Consider the following 18,823-nt stretch of genomic DNA (forward strand, 5'->3'; position numbering starts at 1 on the left):
CTCCATAGTGAAGACGTAAGGAGATTCGGAGCGGTTCAGGATTACGTCGAGGCGTTGTCTCAGCGCCTTGGTAATGAAGATTTGACGCTTCCTGAATGCAGTCTTCAGGGTTTGCTTGTCCTGGCCGAGAACGAAGGAGCATTTGACGTTGATGTAATCGCTGTTGATGTCCTCTTTCTTCAATCCTCCCATTTCGGAAGGTATCATGCCGGTCAGGATCATGAACTCGGCAATCGGCTGATAGAAAGAGGGGAGGTGATCCAGGAACCGGAGCCATTCATCGAACCGAATGACAACGTGCTCTTTCTTCTCGGTCTTCGGCAGCCTTTTTTTCAGGTTGTCAAAGGGGCTTTTCAGTACCCAGCGGTAATGGTCACAGGCATCGTTCCAGATCGCCCTGAACGGCATCAGAATATTCATCTTCCGGGCCGTGGAAAGTGGCTTTCCTTTGTTCTCCCCGCGAGTGCATAGCAGGGAGTCGGCAAACTTGAAAACCGTGGGGCTGGTGATCTGGTAGAAGGAGACGTTTTTGAAGTGAGGGAGGATCTTCGTCTCGATTGCTTCCCGGTAGTCGTTCCGCTTCGTCGGTGAGCTGAAGGAGAGGAAGATAGTATCCATCCATTCCTTCACGTATTCACCGAAAAGAACCTGGTGCGGTTCCGGTCGGTACTCCCTGCCTTCCAACATGGTGAAGTGGGCCTTTTCCTGCTCAGAGGCGCCAGGGAAGGCGTCTGCAAAGCGGAAGGTGCCATCTTCAATTCGCTGGTGAATCCGGTCAAGGAAATCACGAACACGGCGTTCATTGGCCGGGGTGTCATCCAGCTCTGTTGACCTGGTGATGCGTTGCCCGAAGTAGTAGAAGTCTACGTAGAGCTTTTTCGATTCCTTGCGCCGTTTTATGCTGCCTGTTCCTCTTGCGGGTGCGTCGATGCTGATAGTGCCTTTCTTGATTTTCATGTTATGTCCTCATGGCGTTACCCTCCCTTCAGTGTGTCTAAGTCCGTCGTGGAGAATAGCGGCATTTACTCTAATGTTCAATAGTCGAGGTTCATGGCCGGGGCTGCGCCCCTGCCGAAAGTCAACCCCGGGCCTGGGACCGAGGCTGCGCCTCGCTGTGAATCGTGCTCACTCCGTGGCACCGGTGGCGGAGCTGCGTGGCCTTCATCCTCCGGGTGCGGCTTCTGCTGGCCTTGGAAGAAAAGNAGCAGAAGCGGAGGATTCGGCCTAGTCGGATGTAGTGGATGCCTTCCTTTAAAACCCCACTTTTCAACCAGCCGAATACGGTGGTACGGGACACCATCATCTTTTCTGCGAACTGCTCAACCGTCAGCACTTCGGGGCTACTCATGGCAACCCTCCCCGGCTTCAACGGCGTGACCAAGCTTGATGGAGCGTTTGATGAATTCCTTGTCGAAGTCTCTTCTGCTCCAGTGTTTGTATAAGTCCTTGCCAAGTGAGAGAATGGCGTCTTTGTAATCCCTGGTTCCTGTTCTGGCAGCGTAGGCTGGGAGACAGCCGGCAATATGGGAAATGTAGAACAGCGCCGAAGTTTGAGTGCCCGTGCTGAAATCACGGCTTATGTGCTGACCGTTGCCAAGGCGTTCAGCGCAGTTTTGCACCTCAAACCACCATGGATGGATAGTGCGTCGGTTCTGTCGGTCATTATCCAGTGAGCGTAGAGAAAACCATTCTTCAGTCAGATATTTCCAGACCCCTCCGGCCCTTCGCCAGAGGTCTGAGAAATCGTTGACCTTGAACTGTTTCAAAGCAGCCCTTCTTAGTTGGAACTCCACTCGCCAAATATCTTCAAGGTCATCGGTTCCCCACATATCAGCGAACCACAGTTTTTCGCCTTTCTTGAGGACTTCTTTACCTTTGTTGTAAATCCGAATGCGTATTGGTGCAGCAGGGGAGCCGAAGTAACAGGTTTCAAGGATACCGGCCTTTATGATCGGTCTGACATCCCGACTGCGGCAGACGGCGTGCACTTCTAGAAAGGGGAGGGACAGCCCAGGAGATAACTTGAAGTCAGCGCAAAGATCGAGGCGGCTGGGGAGCACTTCGACAATTTTCCCACCGAAGTACTTGACGTCCTTTGCAGCCAGGTCAAGGGCGTAGGCTATGCCTTTCCCCCACATGGTTCTTGCGTTGATGGAAAGATAGACGTTCGGAGAGGACGTGAATATTTCTGACTTGGCAATGTAGAGGTGATACTCCGTGAATTGGAGATGGAAGGCGTAGTTGTCGCCTTTGCCGTTGGGGAAGATGACGTAGTTTCTCCCCAGGTAGGTTTCTTCGACAACCTCACCGAGCTTTTTTGCGTGGTCTTTGAGTTGTTGGAGGGTTCGGAGGACTACCGGCCAGTCTTCTCCCCATTCGACGAAAAGGCCGATGTCCAAAGAGTCGAAGCCGCACAGGAGATACTGGAAGTCTTGTGCAGGTGGCATTAGCGCATGGCGTGTTACAAGTTCCGCCATGCTGGGAGAATCAGCAGGCTCCGCAACCGCGGAACCAGCAGAGCCGGAAACCGTGGCCGCTTCGCCAGCTGATTTGATCAAGAAATGGATTGTTGGACGTTCTTCAGATGAAGATACAAAAATAGCCATTGACTACCCCCATTAGCGTTTTCACGCGGAAAGTCGTCCGTGGCTGTCTTTTTTAACCTCTTCGTTTAATTAATTAGGGGGTAGTCGTAATATAAATGCGCGCGGTCTATATCAATGGGAGTCTCATACTCCAGCCGCTTCTCTTGCGCTCTCTCTAAATGGTCCCCGTGAGAGTAAGTTTATTTATTAGAGGTTGATCAGCACAGACGATTGAGCTGTTTTGGGAACAGCGCCCTGCACACCGTTAATGTGGACAAGCCATATTAACAAGAGTGTGGGCGTTTAATACTGCTTTTTTCGGATATTGTCAAACGAAAAAGTATGTTAGTAGTGTCAAGTAAAGTGCTGAATTTAGTGAATTGTACCTCAGTGAACTCAGATGAACTAAGCCGGACGGTTCGACCATAGGTTCATCCTTCGCCCTTGCCGTCACAATGCTCCCCGCCCCCTGGCCGGGGCGAGTGAGAGCAATCCAGTCTTTTTACTGCCTTGAGGGATATATGCATTCATAGGTTTGAATTTAAGTAGGTTTTGTGATATCAGGAAGAGTGTTTTTAAGGCCGGCGTGTTACTCTAGCGGCGGACAGATGAGGGAAAATGAAAAGAAAAATTCCAGTTTTCATCGCTTCTCCCGAGGACTTATCTAATGAGCGAAAGGCATTTAGAGATGCTATTCATCAGCTGAATGTAGGATTTGGGGATGGGGCTAATGTCGAATTCGAGGCATTAGGATGGGAAGACACTCTGGCATCTACAGGTCGTCGCAACCAAGGTGTTATAAATGAAAAAATAGATAGATGCGAAGTTTTTATTTTGGCGATGCACAGGCGCTGGGGGCAGGAGGCGCCCGATGCAGCACCTTATTCTTCCTATACTGAAGAAGAATTTTATCGAGCACTTGAGCGTTGGAGGAGAGAGAAATTTCCCGAAATATTTGTTTTCTTTAAACGTGTAGATACTATATCAGAGGCAGACCCTGGCCCTCAACTCAAAAGGGTCATGGATTTCAGAAGAGAGCTTGAGGATACCAGACAAGTACTTTATCGTTATTTTGAGGATGAAACGTCTTTTGTCAAAGAAGTTGATAGTCATCTTCGTGCATATACAAAAGGTGAGTTACCAAAAGCTGATGTAAAACGTGATATTATACTTCTGCCTTCGGCAGCATTGGAAGAAATAGAGAAAGCCAACGTCATTGCATTGCAGAATATTTTGGAAGCAAAAACAGCTCGCGATGCTGAAAAAGAGGCGTATTTAAAAGTTGAATCTATTCAAATTCAAATGGCTGAAGATGCGGCTAATTTATCTAGAGAAGGTAAAGTTGAGTTTGCACGTCAAAAATTCGCACAGTTGGTAATTGAAAGCAGCGACATTAGGGTTCTGTATCTCGGTTATGAGTTTTATAAACGAACAGGTGATTTAGATTCAGCCTTATCGGTTTTGCAAAAGTGGTTGAATTTAAGTGGAACTGACAAAAAGTCAGTTGAAACAGCAAGTGCCTACAGCAACCTCGGAATTCTATATAACGCACGTGGCGAACTTGATCTTGCCGAAGTGATGCACCAAAGGTCCTTGGATATCAATGAGGCTTTAGGTCATAAAGAGGGCATGGCAAGAGACTATGGCAACCTAGGGGCCATCTATCAAATACGCGGCGAATTTCAACGTGCTGAAGACTTGTGCCAAAAATCCTTGGCCATCAGCGAAGCATTAGGCCACAAAGAGGGCATGGCTAGTGCTTACGGCAACCTAGGAATCCTTTCTGCGATACGCGGTGAACTTGAGCGCGCCGAAGTGCTGTACCAAAAGTCCTTGGCCATCGTGGAGGCAATAGGCCACAGAGAGGGCATGGCAGATGACTACTGCAACCTCGGAATTCTTTATCAGAAACGTGGCGAACTTGAGCGTGCCGAAGAGATGTACCAAAAGTGCTTGGCCATCAACGAGGAATTATGCCACAAAGAGGGCATGGCAAGAGACTATGGCAACCTAGGGGCCATCTATCAAATACGCGGCGAATTTCAACGTGCTGAAGACATGTGCCAAAAATCCATCGCCATCAGCGAGGCTTTAGGCCACAAAGAGTACATGGCAAGTGCTTACGGCAACCTAGGAAGCCTTTATCATGCAAATGGCGACCTTAAGCGTTCCGAAATGATGTACCAAAAGTCTTTGGCCATCAACGAAGCATTAGGCCGCAAGGAGGGCATGTCAAATGCCTACTGTAACCTCGGAATCCTTTATCACAATCGTGGAGACTTTGAGCGTTCCGAAGTGATGTACCAAAACTCCTTGGCTATTAGCGAGGCCTTAGGCCACAAGGAGAATATTGCAAGTGACTACCGCAACCTTGGAATCCTTTATCAGAAACGTGGAGAACTTGCGCGTGCTGAAGTGATGTACCAGAAGTCCCTGGCCATCGAAGAGACATTAGGCCATAAACAGGGCATGGCAAGCGTCTACTGCAACCTAGGAACTCTATATAACAGATACGGTGAGTCTGAGCGTGCCGAAGAGATGTATCAAAAATCTTTAGCTATTAGCGAGGCATTATGCCTGAAAGATGGCATGGCAGTTGTCTGCAGCAATCTGGCGAACTTTTATCGAGCACGCGGCAAACTTGAGCTTGCCGAAGAGATGCATCAGAAGGCATTGCTTTAGGTGTAATGAACTCTAATGGATTTGCACTTTCCCGTGCCCCGATTACCCATACTGCGGGAGCTAGACTGTACCCGATTTGTTGCTTAGCTTTACGTCTAGGTTGGCTTAAGCTGTATTTCAATGGACTTTTGACACACTGAAGGTCTGGGTGAAAAAAGTAAATAACTGAAATTGCAGTGCTAATGTGACCCGTGGAAAATCTTTGGAGCCTTTCGAATCCCGTTTCCCGCTCCATACGAATAATAAGGAATCCTTCGGGATTCCTTTTTTTTTGCCCCGAATCTCACCAAACCGTCCAGGCCCCACGGCTAGCAGTTCATTCTTTGCCCATTACTTCAAAAGACTCTTGGTACTCTCTGTCAGAGTCATGGAACATATATCAAGTTCCAGAGACGCCGCCCGCGGCGGCAAAAAGGCCTCCTGCCTTGGGCGCGTCGGGTGAGGTTGGGGCGAATGTGCTAAAACCGGGTCCCCTTCGCCAATAGGCCTCATTTGATACTAGAATCAAGTCAGCGCAACCTTTGCAGAACACGTGCGTGGCATTCTCATAAACCGGGGAGGAGGGCCCCCATGAGCCATCGATCTCTCGTACTCGCTTGCATAACGCACAAATGGCGGTGGACAGGGACGTAGGGGATGATTCATTCATCGGGTTTACCTCAAGTTTGACGTTACTCTCTCAAAGTTAAAATAGAGATGTTTTAATTGTTTGTTGTTCGTAATTGCCAGGGACAAGAGCCATCAGTTTTGTTTGAGTCATAGAACAAAAAAAGCCGCCCGTGGGGGCGGCTTTCGTTAAGGCAAGCGCGGAGTCGATCAGGTCCGGGCCCTGCGCCGGCCATAGACGGCGAGCCCCATGAGCCCGGCCCCCAACAGGAGGAAGGTGCCGGGTTCCGGCACCGGTGCCAGTTCCGCATCGAAGCTGCTGGCGGCGAGACCCGTGTGTGTGATCTCGATCGCCTGGGTGAGGGAGTAGGGGCCGTCCAGTCCCAGCGCGGAAGCGATGTTGACGTCGCTGAAGGCTGGCCCACCGTAGAGTTCCTCGGTCAGCAGCGTGTTCATTGCGAAGGCGGCGTTGGCGGCGTCGAAGTAGGTGCTGTACTTGATTGTTCCGCCGGTGGTCCCGCCGATGGTGGCCGCGAAGCTGGAAAATGCGCCGGTAAAGCCGGTGTCGGTCAGGTAGATGTAGAGCTTGTTGGTGCCGCCTGAGCCGCTGGTCACGTCGATGGAACTGAGGTCCAGCCAAGGATAGGCCGGGCTTCCCAGGATGGGATAGGAAATCCCGGTGCTCACGTTGGCGATGAAGGAACCGACGCCGCCGATGTAGGTGACGGCGCCTGCCAAGGGGTTCATATCGCCGACCCCGTTGTCCCCAATGGTGACGGTGTTGGCGCCGCCATCGGTCAGCCTGATGGATAGTGCGTTTGCAGACGTGGTCATCAGTCCCAGAATGAGCATGATGACCGCCAATTTTCCTGTTATCCTCCGCATGGGTTCCCCTCCTTTTTGGGTGAAACTTTCTATAAACGCCTTCTTTCACATAGCATCATGCATGCCCACTTTGGAAAAGGCAGTGATTCCAGCGAGTTGTGCCTTGCATTCCGCCCGCCGCTCTTTCCGCGATATCCTTTGTCCAGGTGTCTCGTGGCGTGTCGGGCGAAAAGCTCCACGATAACAGGAGGTTCCGGATGCACCGTTTCACCGCGCCTTGGATGCCATCCTGGGATGTGGTGATGCGACCTTTACACGTTTCTTTACACATCGGGAAAATAGCATATCATCACGTAGCCTTAGGTCTTGAACGCGGTGTCGAAAAAACATACATCGCTGCTTTCGGATCAGCCGCAAAAGACAAGGGCTTAGCCACTACCGGCTAAGCCCTTTGCATTCCCATCTCTGGTGATCAACCCACAACCTCACCTTCAAGGCTCTTCTTCGCAAACTGACCGGCAGAGTGCCGTGCATCTCCCAAAGTAGCCTGCGGATGGGCTTCGTTTCTGTGAGAGAGCGGCGCGAGGGAGCGCAGGCCCCTGCTCGCCGTCGGGCGCCTGTCGGCGGTACACCTCGAGCGCCACACCGACCGGTGACGGCTGGAGGTGACGTATCTATTAGGTCAAGGGAAAAGCCGGGCGGCGAAGCTGTCCGGCTTTTTAATTTCGACCGGCGGAGATGCGAGGAGTGGCTTGGCAACCCCTCGCCTCCGTCCTGGTGCGCCGTATCATCCACCGATATTGAGGCAGCCATCGGTGCTGGTTGGTGAATATATGCGGCGAATCTCGCCCATCGAGTCAGTACAGGGGTTCCCCGGTATGGCTTTGCCCCCCTCTCACACACCATACATGGTACTCGTTATACATGGGTGCGCCTGCCACCTCTCCTGTAACGAAATTAACCTGCAAGGCCGCCCACGGCGCACCTGGATAGGGCGAAGCGGTCCAGTAGGGGTAACGTCCCCATATCAAGCCAAAGGGATGACCGTCGGGCACCATTTTTCCCGATGTGCTTGACCTGTCGATAAGACTCGTCAACTGTTCTACGGTCGGGAGATGCCAGCCCATCCGCCCTCCGATTTCAAGCAAGTTGCATTCGGCACGCGCACCCTGGTAGGTCCAAATGCTGTTGAACGGCGACTGTTGCCATACCAATCCCGTTTCTTTGTCCAGAACGCCTGCTCCATTGAGCACCAGTTCGAATCTAAGGTTAGCTGGCAGGACTTTACTCCAGGTGGGGGGTAAGTTGTCGAGGATTGGTGGGGACGGCGGGTTTCCGCCTTCAGCCGCTCTGCCTGGTGCAGGAGTGAACAGTAGAGAAACCGCAAACACAATGACTGCGCCAACAACGGAAAAACGGATTTTACGCATGGCCGAGCCTCCTGTTGTGTCCAGTTGTTTCGCCTATTGTCGTGTTAGCCGGGAATTCGGATGGCCTTAGCAACACCAGCTCAAGCGACTCACCTCCTTTCTGAGGACAATGTTCTCCCCGCCCCCAACCAGGCTTTCGGGACTGTCAAAATCCTGTCATTCAAAGGGTATGACTGTTTCAGGCATTGTCAACGGTGTGGTGAGCCGCCTTATATTTCAAGACCTGGCACCCTAGTCACCTACTTTCCGACCTGCCGCACCAGCCCATAGGCCAGCCCGGGGCGGTTTCCCGCGGACCGGATGACGGGAACCTCCACACCGCCATACTGTCCTGTCTCATCTCGTTGTCTCAAACGGATTTACATAGCACCGTCCAGTGCTATCCTGTATTCAATTTGACGAAGGAAAGGAGAGACGGTATGAGAAAAATCATGACAGCCGCGCTGGTCCTTTTAACAGCCACCGTGTTGATGGGCATGGGCAGCCTGGGAGGCGCACCGGAAGGAGAGGTGCCCAAAACGGACGAGAACATCAAGGTGCAGCTTACCGACCGTTCGGGAGTGAAAATCGAATTGACCAGGTTTTCCATGAACGGCAAGGTTTTCATTGAGGGGAAAAGAGGGGCGGGGGAAATGAGTGTCTTCTTCCACGACCTGAAAGAAATCGGCTTTGGCCCTGTCAATGGCGATGCGGTGCCGGCCGATCTGCTGCTTAAATCCGGACGCCGCGTCCAACTCAGCATACGGACGGGTGCCGTCTTCCACGGAGACACGGGAGACGGAGCCTACCAGATCTCCGCGCCTAACATCAGCCGGATCCAAATTCACTAGGCGAAACTATCCCCACCTTGCAGGAAGCCGTAACCAGGAAGCCTTTCATACCGACATTTCCCGCTTTCCCCCCGACGCGGGGGCAACCCGACAGCGGCGAGATTCACGGGAGATGCGGTAGCCATTATCGTGAAGGGATGCTTGAAAAGGACTTCACACGAGAAACGCAGGGGGAGCCATGAAAGAGGCACTGTTTTTCGAGCGGGAAGAGGGGAACCGGGTGCGCTGCGGCCTTTGCCGCTTCCGCTGCCGCATCGCCGATGGCGCCCGCGGAATCTGCTCCGTGCGTGAAAACCGGGGGGGGACACTCTACAGCCTGGTCTACGGCAAACTCTGCGCCGAGCATGTCGATCCGATCGAGAAAAAACCGCTCTTCCACGTCATGCCGGGGACCAGGTCCTATTCCATAGCCACGGTCGGGTGCAACTTCCACTGCCGGCATTGCCAGAACTACACCATTTCACAGGTTGAGCGCGATGCACCCATCGCGGGTACCGAGCGGACCCCCTTGGAAGTCGTACAACGGGCCCGCAATGCCGACTGCCGATCCATCTCCTACACCTACACCGAGCCGACCATTTTCTTCGAATTTGCCTACGACACCGCCCTCCTTGCCAAAGAAGCCGGGCTGAGCAACGTTTTCGTCACCAACGGCTACATCAGCAAGGAGGCGCTTTCCATGATCGCGCCCTACCTGGACGCGGCCAATATCGACCTCAAGGGGTTCTCCGAGGGCTTCTACCGCGACGTCGTCCATGCCCGTCTTTCCGAAGTCCTCGACTCCATCATCGAGTACCGCAAACAGGGGATTTGGGTGGAGCTGACCACGCTGATCATACCGGGACTGAACGATTCCGAGGCTGAGCTGCAGGGGATAGCGGAATTCATCGTCACAAACCTGGGGATCGACACCCCCTGGCATGTGACCCAGTTCTACCCCACCTACAAATTGACCGACCGGCCACGGACGCCGGTGGAGACCTTGCGCAAGGCGCGTGAGATCGGCCGCGCCGCCGGCCTGCACTACGTCTATGAAGGCAACGTGCCCGGCGAGGGTGGAGAGAATACCTGGTGCCCCTCCTGTTCTGCCCTTTTGATCGAGCGTTACGGCTTTTCCATCGATACCAACAGGATTCGCAATGGGGCCTGCCCAGACTGCGGCACCGTCATAGCGGGCCTCGGCATCTGAGACGGCCCGGCAAAACACCCGGCTGGGATTGGCTGAGAAGGCTGGAACCGATCGGGTCGTTGGTTGTTCACCTTGTCAAACAAAGGAGGAACCCATGAACGTGGAAATACATGATGTGAAAATCGAGTATCCCGATGGATGCAACATCATCATAGGCCAAACACACTTCATCAAGACAGCCGAGGACCTGTATGAGGTCATTGCCACGACGGTACCGCAGGCCCGCTTCGGAGTCGCCTTTACCGAGGCATCAGGCCCGTGCCTGATAAGGACCGAGGGGAACGACGAAGAATTGGTCCAGGGGTGTGTGACAGTGCTGAAGGCGATCGGCGCCGGTCATGTCTTCTGTGTTCTGCTGCGCGATGCCTACCCCATAAACGTGCTCAACCAGATCAAGAACTGCCCGGAGGTGTGCGGGATTTACTGTGCCACGGCAAATCCGCTCCAGGTTATCGTTGCCTCCACGCTCCAGGGGTGGGGGATCCTCGGGGTCATTGACGGGCTGCCGCCCAAAGGGGTGGAGACTGACGAGGATAGGCAGGAACGCCGCGACCTGCTGCGGCGTATAGGTTACAAGTGCTGAGAGCCAAACTGGTGCCAGGTCTGGGAGAATAACTTTTTCGCGGCCGCGCTGATCGACTGCGCTAAAAGAGCGGAACACTCGCGCCCAAGCCGTGCACCACGCTGGTGAAGGCGTTCCGGTTCTCCAGTTTTCCATGGCCGAAACGCTCCTCGAACAGGCGCCGGATCATTGGTATCCGCGAGGTACCCCCGGTGAGAAATACCGTATCGATCTGGTCGCTTCTGACTCCCGACCGGCTGATCACTTCGTCTATGCAGCCGGAGATCCGGCTTAGGTTCTCCCTGTTGATCAGTTCGAATTCCTCCCTGGTTATCCCTTCGCTGATGGCCAGGCCGCGCTCCTTGAAACTGACCTGCGCAGCGTTCTGCTGCGACAGCTCGCATTTCGCCTTCTCTATGCACTGGAACAGAAAGAAACCGTAGTTGTCGCTGATGAGGTGCTCCAGGTTTTCGAGGGGCTCCCTGTCGGTGGCGGCGTTCTTAATGAGCCTGATCTGCTCCCTGGTCTTTCTCGCCCTCAAAAGCGGGATCCTGTGCCACTGGCACAGGGTGTAGATGATGCTGTGCGGGATGTCGAACAACTCGTCCTTCCCCATCCCTTTGTATTGGACGCCGCGGCCGAAATACTTTGCGATTTTCTCCCACATGATCTGGGAGTCGAACTTGTCGCCCGCCGTGTAGACCCCTCCGATGGAGAGGACGTCTGCGCGCCGGTCGGTCCGGGCGAAGGCCCCCCCTTTCACCCTGATCACGGTGAAGTCGGAGGTGCCGCCGCCGAAGTCGCCAATGAAAACCAGTTTTTCCGCACCGGCGGGGAGCGACTCCTCGAACGAGAGGGCGGCAGCGACCGGTTCGAACTGGAAATGTATGTTACGGAACCCCGCCTTTCGGGCCGCCTTCTCAAGACGGTTTTGAGCCAAGGCATCCTTCTCCGCGTCTTCGGAGAAAACCACCGGGCGCCCCAGGACGACGCTGTCCACGGGTGAGCCGACGTATGCTTCGCCCTTTGCCTTGATCCTCCTCAAGATGATGGCGACCAGGTCGTCGATGCCATACTTCTTGCCGAACACCTCGGTCCCCTCAAAGCTCCTGTTGGGGAGGAAGTTCTTGATGGACTGCATGAAACGTCCCGCCGCCCCTTCGTTCACATACTGGCTGATGGCCTCCTGGCCGGTGAAGATCTCGTTGTCCTCGTTGAAGTACAGGACCGAGCGCATCAGCGAGGCGCTCGCGCTTGACTCGTCGATGTCGACGACTTCCACCTTGCCGTCTCTGTAAATGGAAAGGGCGGAATTGGTGGTCCCAAAATCGACGCCGAAAACTACCTTCATACAGACTCCCGGAAACAGACAAGGGCGGGATCCGAGGACCCCGCCCTGAGAAAATGAATGTGCGCCCCACAGTCAGCGGGCAGCGAAGGGAATGTTTTAGCAGAAAGGGGAGGGTGGGGCAACCTGTAAACGCCGGCTCACTTCAGCTGACTATCTTTGCTGCCTCTTCGGTTGTAGAGCGCAGCTGCCTTCTCCTTCTTTTCTAGTTCTGATTGGCAGGCAACGCAGTATCGAACTCCCGGAATTGCCTTGCGACGCGCTTCAGGAATAGGAACCTCGCACTCCTCGCAATGGGTGAGACTTTCGCCCTTAGGCAAACGGCTCTTAGCCCGTTCGACTGCGGATTCCACCGTGGCATCTATCTGTTCCTGCACCGCCCCATCTCTCGACCATCCAACCGCCATGGCTTGTTCCTCTGATTCTCAATTATCTAGCTGATTTCCGAAAGTGGCCTTCGATTCAGTATACTCTTTCGTCCCCTGTTTGGGACTTCAAATATCGGAGGCAGCCATTGGAGGGCTGCCTTGCAAAGTTACGTCTCTGTAAATGGAAAGGGCGGAATTGGTGGTCCAAAAATCGACGCCGAAAATAACCTTCATACGGCTCCTGGAAACAGACAAGGGCGGGATCCGAGGACCCCGCCCTGAGAAAATGGATGTGCGCCCCGCAGTCAGCGGGCAGCGAAGGGGAAGTTTTAGCAGAAAGGTGAGGGGGGGCAACGCAGCAAAGCCTTATATTTCAAGACCAGGCACCAAAAACTGCGAGACTGCGAGACTGGCACCCGAGACCCTGGAAGTCCCCAAGCCGATTGACACCGTTAAGTGGATTGATAGATTTTAATTTTTAATTCCCCGGGCAGGAGGTGAGATGATGGCTAATTTGAAATTCCCTCGCCCACGTCGCGACCCATTTCAACGTCTTCCGCTGACGCCTGGTCCGCTTGGGCATAATGACGCCGCTACGCCAACCACCCTAACCACTCTTCCAACAGATACCCCCGGCCCCCTCGGTATCAATGACCACGCAACGCCCGATGCAGTAGCTGTCCGGGATTCCGTAGTCAGAGCGGAATGTAGTAAAGGCTCGCGCATAGGAGCCAGGTTGCCGTTGGGCATGACGGTTTCTGATGACGGCGTTAGGTTTATATGGAAAGAGGAATATGCTCCTGGCGTTTCAGAGCGATTGCACTGGCCAGGTGGTGCTAGTGGAGTAACTCTGGGCGCTGGGTATGACATGAAGACAAGATCAAAGCAGCAAGTTCTAGCAGATTTGCTGAAGGCCGGGATTCATCCAGATGTGAGTACAAAGGCGGCGTGCGGCGCTGGCCTCTCAGGCGAAGGGGCAGAAACATTTGTGTTGTTGCACCGCAAAATGTTGGTCCTTAACCAGCAACAGGCTACTGCGCTTTTAAAGTTGATCCTCCCGGGCTATGAAAAAGTTGTAAGACAAGGAGTACATGTTTCGCTATTGCAGCAGGAGTACGATGCACTCGTTAGCTTCTCCTATAACCCTGGTGGTCGTTTTAAAAAAGTGGCCACCTGTATAAACGAAGGGAGAATTCGCGACGCCATGGCGGTCATAACATCTGCTAACACATCTGGAGGCAAAGTCTTGGCAGGTCTTGTTGCAAGAAGGAAACGAGAGATAGAGTTGTATCTCAGGGGGAAGTATATATGAAAAGAATTCTGAAAAGCAGGTGCCGTTTGGTGCTTACTTTATGTGTCATTCTATTTTTACCGGTGAAGGGATCGTGCGAAACGAGATCGTTAGAGTTTTTAAAGGGCACATGGCAGGTAACTGGGGTGCGTCTTGATGAAACCCTTATGCGAACGCCTCACTACAACTACAATGATCAGGATCTAATGGGAAATGTGATCAGCTTCTCTGCTAAGATGGTGCAGTCCAGGATGCCTGAAGCCATAAGTTGTCGAGGCCCCATTGTCAGCACTGAAACTATGACCCTAGAAGCTCTGCTCGATCGGACAATGATTCCAAAAGAGAACGTGAGCACCAGAAAAAATAGATTTGCTCTGCCTGTTGATACGACTAAGAAAATTGACGTTTTGTGGATCAAATGCCAACAGGGGCACTTGGGGCCAGACACGCCACGTGGGCCTGAGGGGTATAACTGGATAGCGAAGCTGTCAAAAATGAAGATCGCCATGCGATGGTACGACAACACGATATTGCTGCTCAAACGAAAATCAAATTGACGATTGAACGCAACTGCGAGTTTCTTACAAAATCATCTAAACAAATCTAAGTCCGTATATTTCCTAGGTGGGCCAGCATATTATGTTCGTATTGATACTAAAGATCTTTTGCCGATTGAACATATACTTGATTGCGATCCCAATAGATTTCTACAGGTCATGTTGAAGGAAGATTTTCTTGAGATGTGCAATGGCTTCGGGTGAAAGCCTAAGACTCTGACTTTTCTTGCCTTTGATCTCTCTCTGCGCGGAGCCATAGGTGTCCAGTTGAAGGAACCTTTTTCCGTCAACTTCAATTACATCGTAAGTGCAGTCGGCTTCAGTATGCTTTGTTTCTCTTTCAAGCGCTTGGCGTTTTATCTCCGTTACGAGGGCCATTTTTCGTCTCCTCTTAATTTCCTTGAAGTAGGTTCCCTTTACAATCGCCATTCTTTCCTGTGTACTGACAGGTATTGCCTGGCGGGCCAAAGGGCGTGATCCTGCGGTGGAATGATTGCTCTGCCTTTCAGGGTGAGCAGAAAACCGGGAACGTTCGGGTCGGCCATTATTTGGCGGGCGGTAAGGACGTTGTATTCGTCTGAGACGCCCATCATCCCCCTATCAAACGCCCAGTGGCAAAGCTTGCAGAGGGCCATGCCGTTTCGGATGTCATCGTTTTGGGTTTTGCTCCAGGGAATTATGTGCGCGGCGTCAACGGCTGTGTGCTGTTCCGGTGTAATGATGCGGACGCCACATAGGGCACAGCGATGATCATAAGCCTTGATGACAGCCCTGCGGAAAGCTTGGTCTCGTGCGGCTGGGCGGTAACTCCTCGCTTCTACAATCTCTTTCACGAGGGGAAGGTGTGACTTTTCCTCAAGTATGCGGCTGTACTCGTACGCCTCGCTGTTTATCATCGATTGCTCGCGAAGCAGCACTTGCGCCATCTGTGAGAAGCACGACAGAAACAAAGCTTCCCTTAGTGCTTCCCTGCTAGCTTCTGATTTCATCAGAAGAAAAAGCTCCTCGTCTATAGCGGCCCCAAGGACATGTTTCCGTAGATAGGTGACTGAAGTTGTACTGTTTATTATGGCAGGAGTAATCTCCTTACCCTCATGCGGAAGCAGACGCCAGAACGGTTCCCGGTCGAGCCGGGAAAATGGGAAGGCAATGCTGGAGGTCTGGCCCAAGGGGACGATGCGCAGCCAGTAAAGACCGAACAGCTCGTTCAACTCAACTAAGTCGCCGAAGGCATCGATGAAAGGGGCTGCGATGACACCTCGTTGTATCAGGTCCATCACTGCCAAGAGCAGGATCGGCTTATGCGGGGCTTTGCGTTTTGTGTCCTCTGTCCAACTCGGGCCCGGAGCGCGGTTAAGAGAGGTAAACAGCTTGATGTATGTCGATAGCATCGCTCTTCTCGCCCTTTGCGTCACAGCATGGATGAGTCACAGGTTAGACGCAATTTAAATTAAAGGTTGGGGAGAATCAAGCTAATTGAAGGCGCGGAGGCTCCTACTTTGCTGGGCGGGATGGTTTTTAATATTACTCATAGTTGGCACAGGGCACAACCGGCGGCGGTACCTTAGGCATACATCAGCCTTATCACGGTTTTACTGCGCTTTTGGGATGCATTGATTCTTCTGATAGGTGACAGTTGGGATTGCATCTGGCGGCTTCACGAATCGTTGCCTGTGTCCAGTCTCCTTCATCAATCCGAAGGTTGATACTGCACGTGCTGCTTTTGCTGTAGACATACTCCTGCACGGCAATAGCTTCTCCTGCCTCGTTTTCATCCGTTTCTGCGCCTAACCACCAGTTTTTCGCGACCGTCGCTCTCCCTTGCTCGTGTCGATTGCATGTTCCCGACTTCGTTATTCTGAAGGCGATGGTCCTGGGATCGATGTAGGTGACTTCCAGCGACTGCCGCTCGTTTCCTTTTACCAGCATGAAACGTAAGGGGGACTGGGGAGGATGCGGCATAGCGCGGCGAGGCTCTTCTCGTTGCTCGTCGTGTGACAGTTGCTCGGCTGCGGCGACTGGGGTGGCTGCCAGGAGCACTATGGTAAGCCACCCAAGGGGTACCATCTTCATCTCACCTCCTCGTATTCATCCCTGATGAACATTCCCTGGCCAGCGGCGGCCCAACAAAGACCAGTTTGCTTTCGCAAAGGTAGACTCCTTTACGCTGTTCCCTTGATTCCCTCCAAGCAGTTTGTAGTGTATTGCAGTCTCTTCGATGAGGAAGCCGACATGGGCGCCGGAAGTCGAAAAACTGCGGTCCGTGGCCTTGCTGCTGCAGATGACGGTGATTGCTCCCGGGACAGGGCCTGACGGCATCCCCCAGTGGACCCAACTTTTTGCTGCCGCAGAGTCGGTGCCTTTGATGCCCGCCTGCTTGAGGCACCAGTTGACGAAAGAGGAGCACCACGGCGTTTCATCATCGGTGGCTTTAAGCGTGGTCGTGGCATGGTAGGCAAGAATCCGGGGGGTGTCTTCGTGGCCCACCACTTCCTTTTGTCCAACCTCTTTGCGAGCGATATCCAGCCAAGGGGCATTCTGCAGAGGGGCTCTTTTGCTGTTGCTGGTCATGGTTTGCACCTCCGGTACTTATTCCTCATCCTCCTGCTGACCGCAGTCGGTGCAATGCGGCTCTCCGTTCTCATCCAACCCGTATGTCTCCCCTTCCGAAAGCTTCCTGCCGCACCGTGCACCGGAGACGGGTTCGTCTCCGGTGGCATAGATGAAAGCCAAACAGGTCACTCATGTACGCATACGTTAGGGGTGGTTCATCTTTTCCGTCCACCGTGGAAGGTTGCCACACCGCATTCGCATTTGCAACGGAGTGGAGTGCCGCGCACACAAAATTTAAACGCATGAGGCAAGTGGTTTTTGGCACAGGACGCCGGACCTGCAGGCAAACGGTAGGCCCCGCTGCGAGAAAAGCGCGCCCAACTTCTCAATTCAATTATTCTCGTTACGCTCCATCGGAGATGCCCGCATGGGTCGATCCCCTGGCCCTGTAAAAAAGTTCCTTGACTTAGAATTATTGGCGTGGCTTAATCTTTTGCGTGTTCAGCTGGTAACCCAATCGCAACATGGCTCCCCCTCAAACTAAGGAGGTAACACATGTCGATACTTCATCCGCTACTCGATATCGTCGATGTCAACGTCCGGGACATGTCGCACGTCGAACTGGGCAATTTCGCCATCAACCTCGCGGACGCCTTTGCCCGCCACAAGGACTTCCAAGGCGAGGGTGCGATCCCGAAACCGATGTGCCAACTTGACGTACTCAGGGGCCTCGGGGTAAGCCATCTCGCCGTCACCAAGGAGGCCGAGAGCGGCAACCGTTTCAAGAAGGTGGAGCGGGACGCCTCACGCCCGATGGTTGAACTGCACACCACGATGCTGATCAACTGGGCGGCCTATAGGTCCGTGACGGAAAACAAGCCAACGCTCATCACCGAATTGGACCTGCGTCCGAAGCTGAAGGGATCCAAGGGTACGCTCCATGTCGAGGTGACTGCCCCGGAAAACCCGAAGGCGAAGCACGGCAAGTCGGGCGTCGCCCTCATCAGCGTCAACAGGGTGCCAGGGGCAATGGCCTACTACATCGGTATCTGCAAGGGCGATCCTTCACTGCCGGAGTCCTGGTCGACCGTCGGGCCGTTCCACAAGTCGCGGAACATGGAGCTAACCGGGCTGGAACCCGGGCAGGTGTATTATTTCAAAGTCTATTGCTCAGGGCCCAGCGGCCAGAGCGAGTGGTCCTCCATCATCAGCCTCAGGATTCTTTGATTCCGATCCACCACCAAAACCGAAGGCCCTCATCCTCAGGATCAGGGCCTTCGGTCGTAGCAACCTTTCCCGCCTTAGCCATCTCTCCTTACTCCAAACCCTGCAAATATCACGACGGACATCAGCCTTGGCAAGTTCGGTCTCCGGATTTTAGGATCCGGCTCAAAGTTATTAACTTCGGCTTCCGGAATTTAAGATCGGGCTCGAAGTTGTTAACTTCGCCCTCGGGATTTTAAGATCGGGTCCAAAGTTATTAACTTCGCCCTCGGAATTTTAAGATCGGGTCCAAAGTTATTAACTTCGCCCTCCGGATTTTAAGATCGGGCCCAAAGTTATTAACTTCGCCCTCGGGATTTTAAGATCGGGCCCAAAGTTATTAACTTCGCCCTCCGGATTTTAAGATCGGGCTCAAAGTTATTAACTTCGCCCTCGGAATTTTAAGATCGGGCCCAAAGTTATTAACTTCGCCCTCCAGATTTTAAGATCGGGTCCAAAGTTATTAACTTCGTCCTCCAGATTTTAAGATCGGGGCCAAAGTTGTTAACTTCGGCCTCGGGATTTTAAGATCGGGCCCGATCCTCTTAACTTCTCTCTCACGTAGCTCAGTGACGATTGCCAGGGATGCAGGGCCTGTAAAGAATTTTGTGTAAATGGCCTTGGTTAAGATTTTGGCAATCTGTCTTCGAAGAGGATGGCGAATCGAGCCATTGCCGCTTTCCAGTTTATGATCGGCTTCTTCCATTTCTTCGTGATGTTGTTCAAAGCCAGGT

Annotated in this window: 19 protein-coding genes; 8 read left to right on the forward strand and 11 right to left on the reverse strand. The window is 53.0% G+C overall.

Annotated elements, in window-relative coordinates; genetic code table 11:
- Window positions 1–957: Arm DNA-binding domain-containing protein (locus KOM00_RS20075; RefSeq protein WP_216500794.1), on the reverse strand; the 957-nt coding region annotated here is incomplete at its 3' end.
- Window positions 958–1,340: 383 nt separating this feature from the next.
- Window positions 1,341–2,606, reverse strand: a complete 1,266-nt coding sequence (locus KOM00_RS20080; protein ID WP_216500795.1) for a replication initiation factor domain-containing protein — start codon at window positions 2,604–2,606, stop codon at window positions 1,341–1,343.
- Window positions 2,607–3,203: 597 nt separating this feature from the next.
- Here KOM00_RS20080 and KOM00_RS20085 point away from each other — a divergent pair.
- Entirely contained in the window at window positions 3,204–5,267 is a 2,064-nt protein-coding gene (locus KOM00_RS20085) for a tetratricopeptide repeat protein (protein ID WP_216500796.1), read from the forward strand.
- 816 nt (window positions 5,268–6,083) lie between these two features.
- Here the strand turns inward: KOM00_RS20085 and KOM00_RS20090 are convergent.
- Complete coding sequence (locus KOM00_RS20090; protein WP_236027110.1) at window positions 6,084–6,758, reverse strand: PEP-CTERM sorting domain-containing protein; 675 nt, start codon at window positions 6,756–6,758, stop codon at window positions 6,084–6,086.
- A 197-nt stretch (window positions 6,759–6,955) separates the two neighbouring features.
- On the opposite strand from KOM00_RS20090, the gene KOM00_RS20095 reads away from it, so the two are divergent.
- Window positions 6,956–7,144 carry a hypothetical protein gene (locus tag KOM00_RS20095; RefSeq protein ID WP_216500797.1) on the forward strand — a complete coding sequence of 63 codons (189 nt, stop codon included), beginning with the start codon at window positions 6,956–6,958 and terminating at the stop codon, window positions 7,142–7,144.
- 411 nt (window positions 7,145–7,555) lie between these two features.
- Here the strand turns inward: KOM00_RS20095 and KOM00_RS20100 are convergent, their stop codons facing one another.
- Window positions 7,556–8,128 carry an Lcl C-terminal domain-containing protein gene (locus KOM00_RS20100; protein ID WP_216500798.1) on the reverse strand — a complete coding sequence of 191 codons (573 nt, stop codon included), beginning with the start codon at window positions 8,126–8,128 and terminating at the stop codon, window positions 7,556–7,558.
- 419 nt (window positions 8,129–8,547) lie between these two features.
- Between KOM00_RS20100 and KOM00_RS20105 the strand changes: the two genes are divergently transcribed.
- The 3 genes from KOM00_RS20105 (at window position 8,548) to KOM00_RS20115 (ending at window position 10,730) form a co-directional block, all read left to right on the forward strand.
- Window positions 8,548–8,958, forward strand: coding sequence for a hypothetical protein (locus KOM00_RS20105; protein WP_216500799.1), 411 nt, complete (start codon window positions 8,548–8,550; stop codon window positions 8,956–8,958).
- A gap of 178 nt (window positions 8,959–9,136) precedes the next feature.
- On the forward strand, window positions 9,137–10,147 hold the full coding sequence (gene amrS / locus KOM00_RS20110; protein WP_216500800.1) for an AmmeMemoRadiSam system radical SAM enzyme: 1,011 nt from the start codon (window positions 9,137–9,139) through the stop codon (window positions 10,145–10,147).
- 94 nt (window positions 10,148–10,241) lie between these two features.
- Window positions 10,242–10,730, forward strand: coding sequence for an adenosine-specific kinase (locus tag KOM00_RS20115; protein WP_216500801.1), 489 nt, complete (start codon window positions 10,242–10,244; stop codon window positions 10,728–10,730).
- A 61-nt stretch (window positions 10,731–10,791) separates the two neighbouring features.
- Here KOM00_RS20115 and KOM00_RS20120 read toward each other — a convergent pair whose 3' ends face one another.
- A complete protein-coding gene (locus KOM00_RS20120) occupies window positions 10,792–12,060 on the reverse strand; it encodes an Hsp70 family protein (protein ID WP_216500802.1) in 1,269 nt (422 codons plus the stop codon).
- 137 nt (window positions 12,061–12,197) lie between these two features.
- Window positions 12,198–12,464 carry a DksA/TraR family C4-type zinc finger protein gene (locus tag KOM00_RS20125; RefSeq protein ID WP_183345898.1) on the reverse strand — a complete coding sequence of 89 codons (267 nt, stop codon included), beginning with the start codon at window positions 12,462–12,464 and terminating at the stop codon, window positions 12,198–12,200.
- Between the two features lie 709 nt (window positions 12,465–13,173).
- On the opposite strand from KOM00_RS20125, the gene KOM00_RS20130 reads away from it, so the two are divergent.
- Window positions 13,174–13,737, forward strand: a complete 564-nt coding sequence (locus tag KOM00_RS20130) for a glycoside hydrolase family protein (protein ID WP_236027111.1) — start codon at window positions 13,174–13,176, stop codon at window positions 13,735–13,737.
- Window positions 13,734–14,273, forward strand: a complete 540-nt coding sequence (locus KOM00_RS20135) for a hypothetical protein (protein WP_216500804.1) — start codon at window positions 13,734–13,736, stop codon at window positions 14,271–14,273. The genes KOM00_RS20130 and KOM00_RS20135 overlap by 4 nt, the downstream gene beginning before the upstream one ends.
- A gap of 150 nt (window positions 14,274–14,423) precedes the next feature.
- On the opposite strand, the gene KOM00_RS20140 is transcribed toward KOM00_RS20135, so the two are convergent.
- The 4 genes from KOM00_RS20140 to KOM00_RS20155 form a co-directional block, all read right to left on the reverse strand.
- Window positions 14,424–14,702: a hypothetical protein gene (locus KOM00_RS20140; RefSeq protein ID WP_216500805.1), complete on the reverse strand. Its 279-nt coding sequence runs from the start codon at window positions 14,700–14,702 to the stop codon at window positions 14,424–14,426.
- Window positions 14,690–15,664, reverse strand: coding sequence for an HNH endonuclease (locus tag KOM00_RS20145; RefSeq protein WP_216500806.1), 975 nt, complete (start codon window positions 15,662–15,664; stop codon window positions 14,690–14,692). The genes KOM00_RS20140 and KOM00_RS20145 overlap by 13 nt, the downstream gene beginning before the upstream one ends.
- Before the next feature lie 193 nt (window positions 15,665–15,857).
- Entirely contained in the window at window positions 15,858–16,346 is a 489-nt protein-coding gene (locus KOM00_RS20150) for a hypothetical protein (RefSeq protein ID WP_216500807.1), read from the reverse strand.
- 15 nt (window positions 16,347–16,361) lie between these two features.
- Complete coding sequence (locus KOM00_RS20155) at window positions 16,362–16,844, reverse strand: TIGR02594 family protein (RefSeq protein WP_216500808.1); 483 nt, start codon at window positions 16,842–16,844, stop codon at window positions 16,362–16,364.
- A 537-nt stretch (window positions 16,845–17,381) separates the two neighbouring features.
- Between KOM00_RS20155 and KOM00_RS20160 the strand changes: the two genes are divergently transcribed.
- The gene (locus KOM00_RS20160) at window positions 17,382–18,053 is read left to right on the forward strand and encodes a fibronectin type III domain-containing protein (protein ID WP_216500809.1); all 672 of its coding nucleotides are present in this window, start codon (window positions 17,382–17,384) and stop codon (window positions 18,051–18,053) included.
- A 499-nt stretch (window positions 18,054–18,552) separates the two neighbouring features.
- Here the strand turns inward: KOM00_RS20160 and KOM00_RS20165 are convergent.
- On the reverse strand, window positions 18,553–18,823 hold a 271-nt coding region (locus KOM00_RS20165; RefSeq protein ID WP_216500810.1), incomplete at its 5' end, for a hypothetical protein.

Source organism: Geomonas diazotrophica (assembly GCF_018919385.1).
In the GTDB taxonomy this organism is placed as follows: Bacteria; Desulfobacterota; Desulfuromonadia; order Geobacterales; family Geobacteraceae; genus Geomonas; species Geomonas diazotrophica.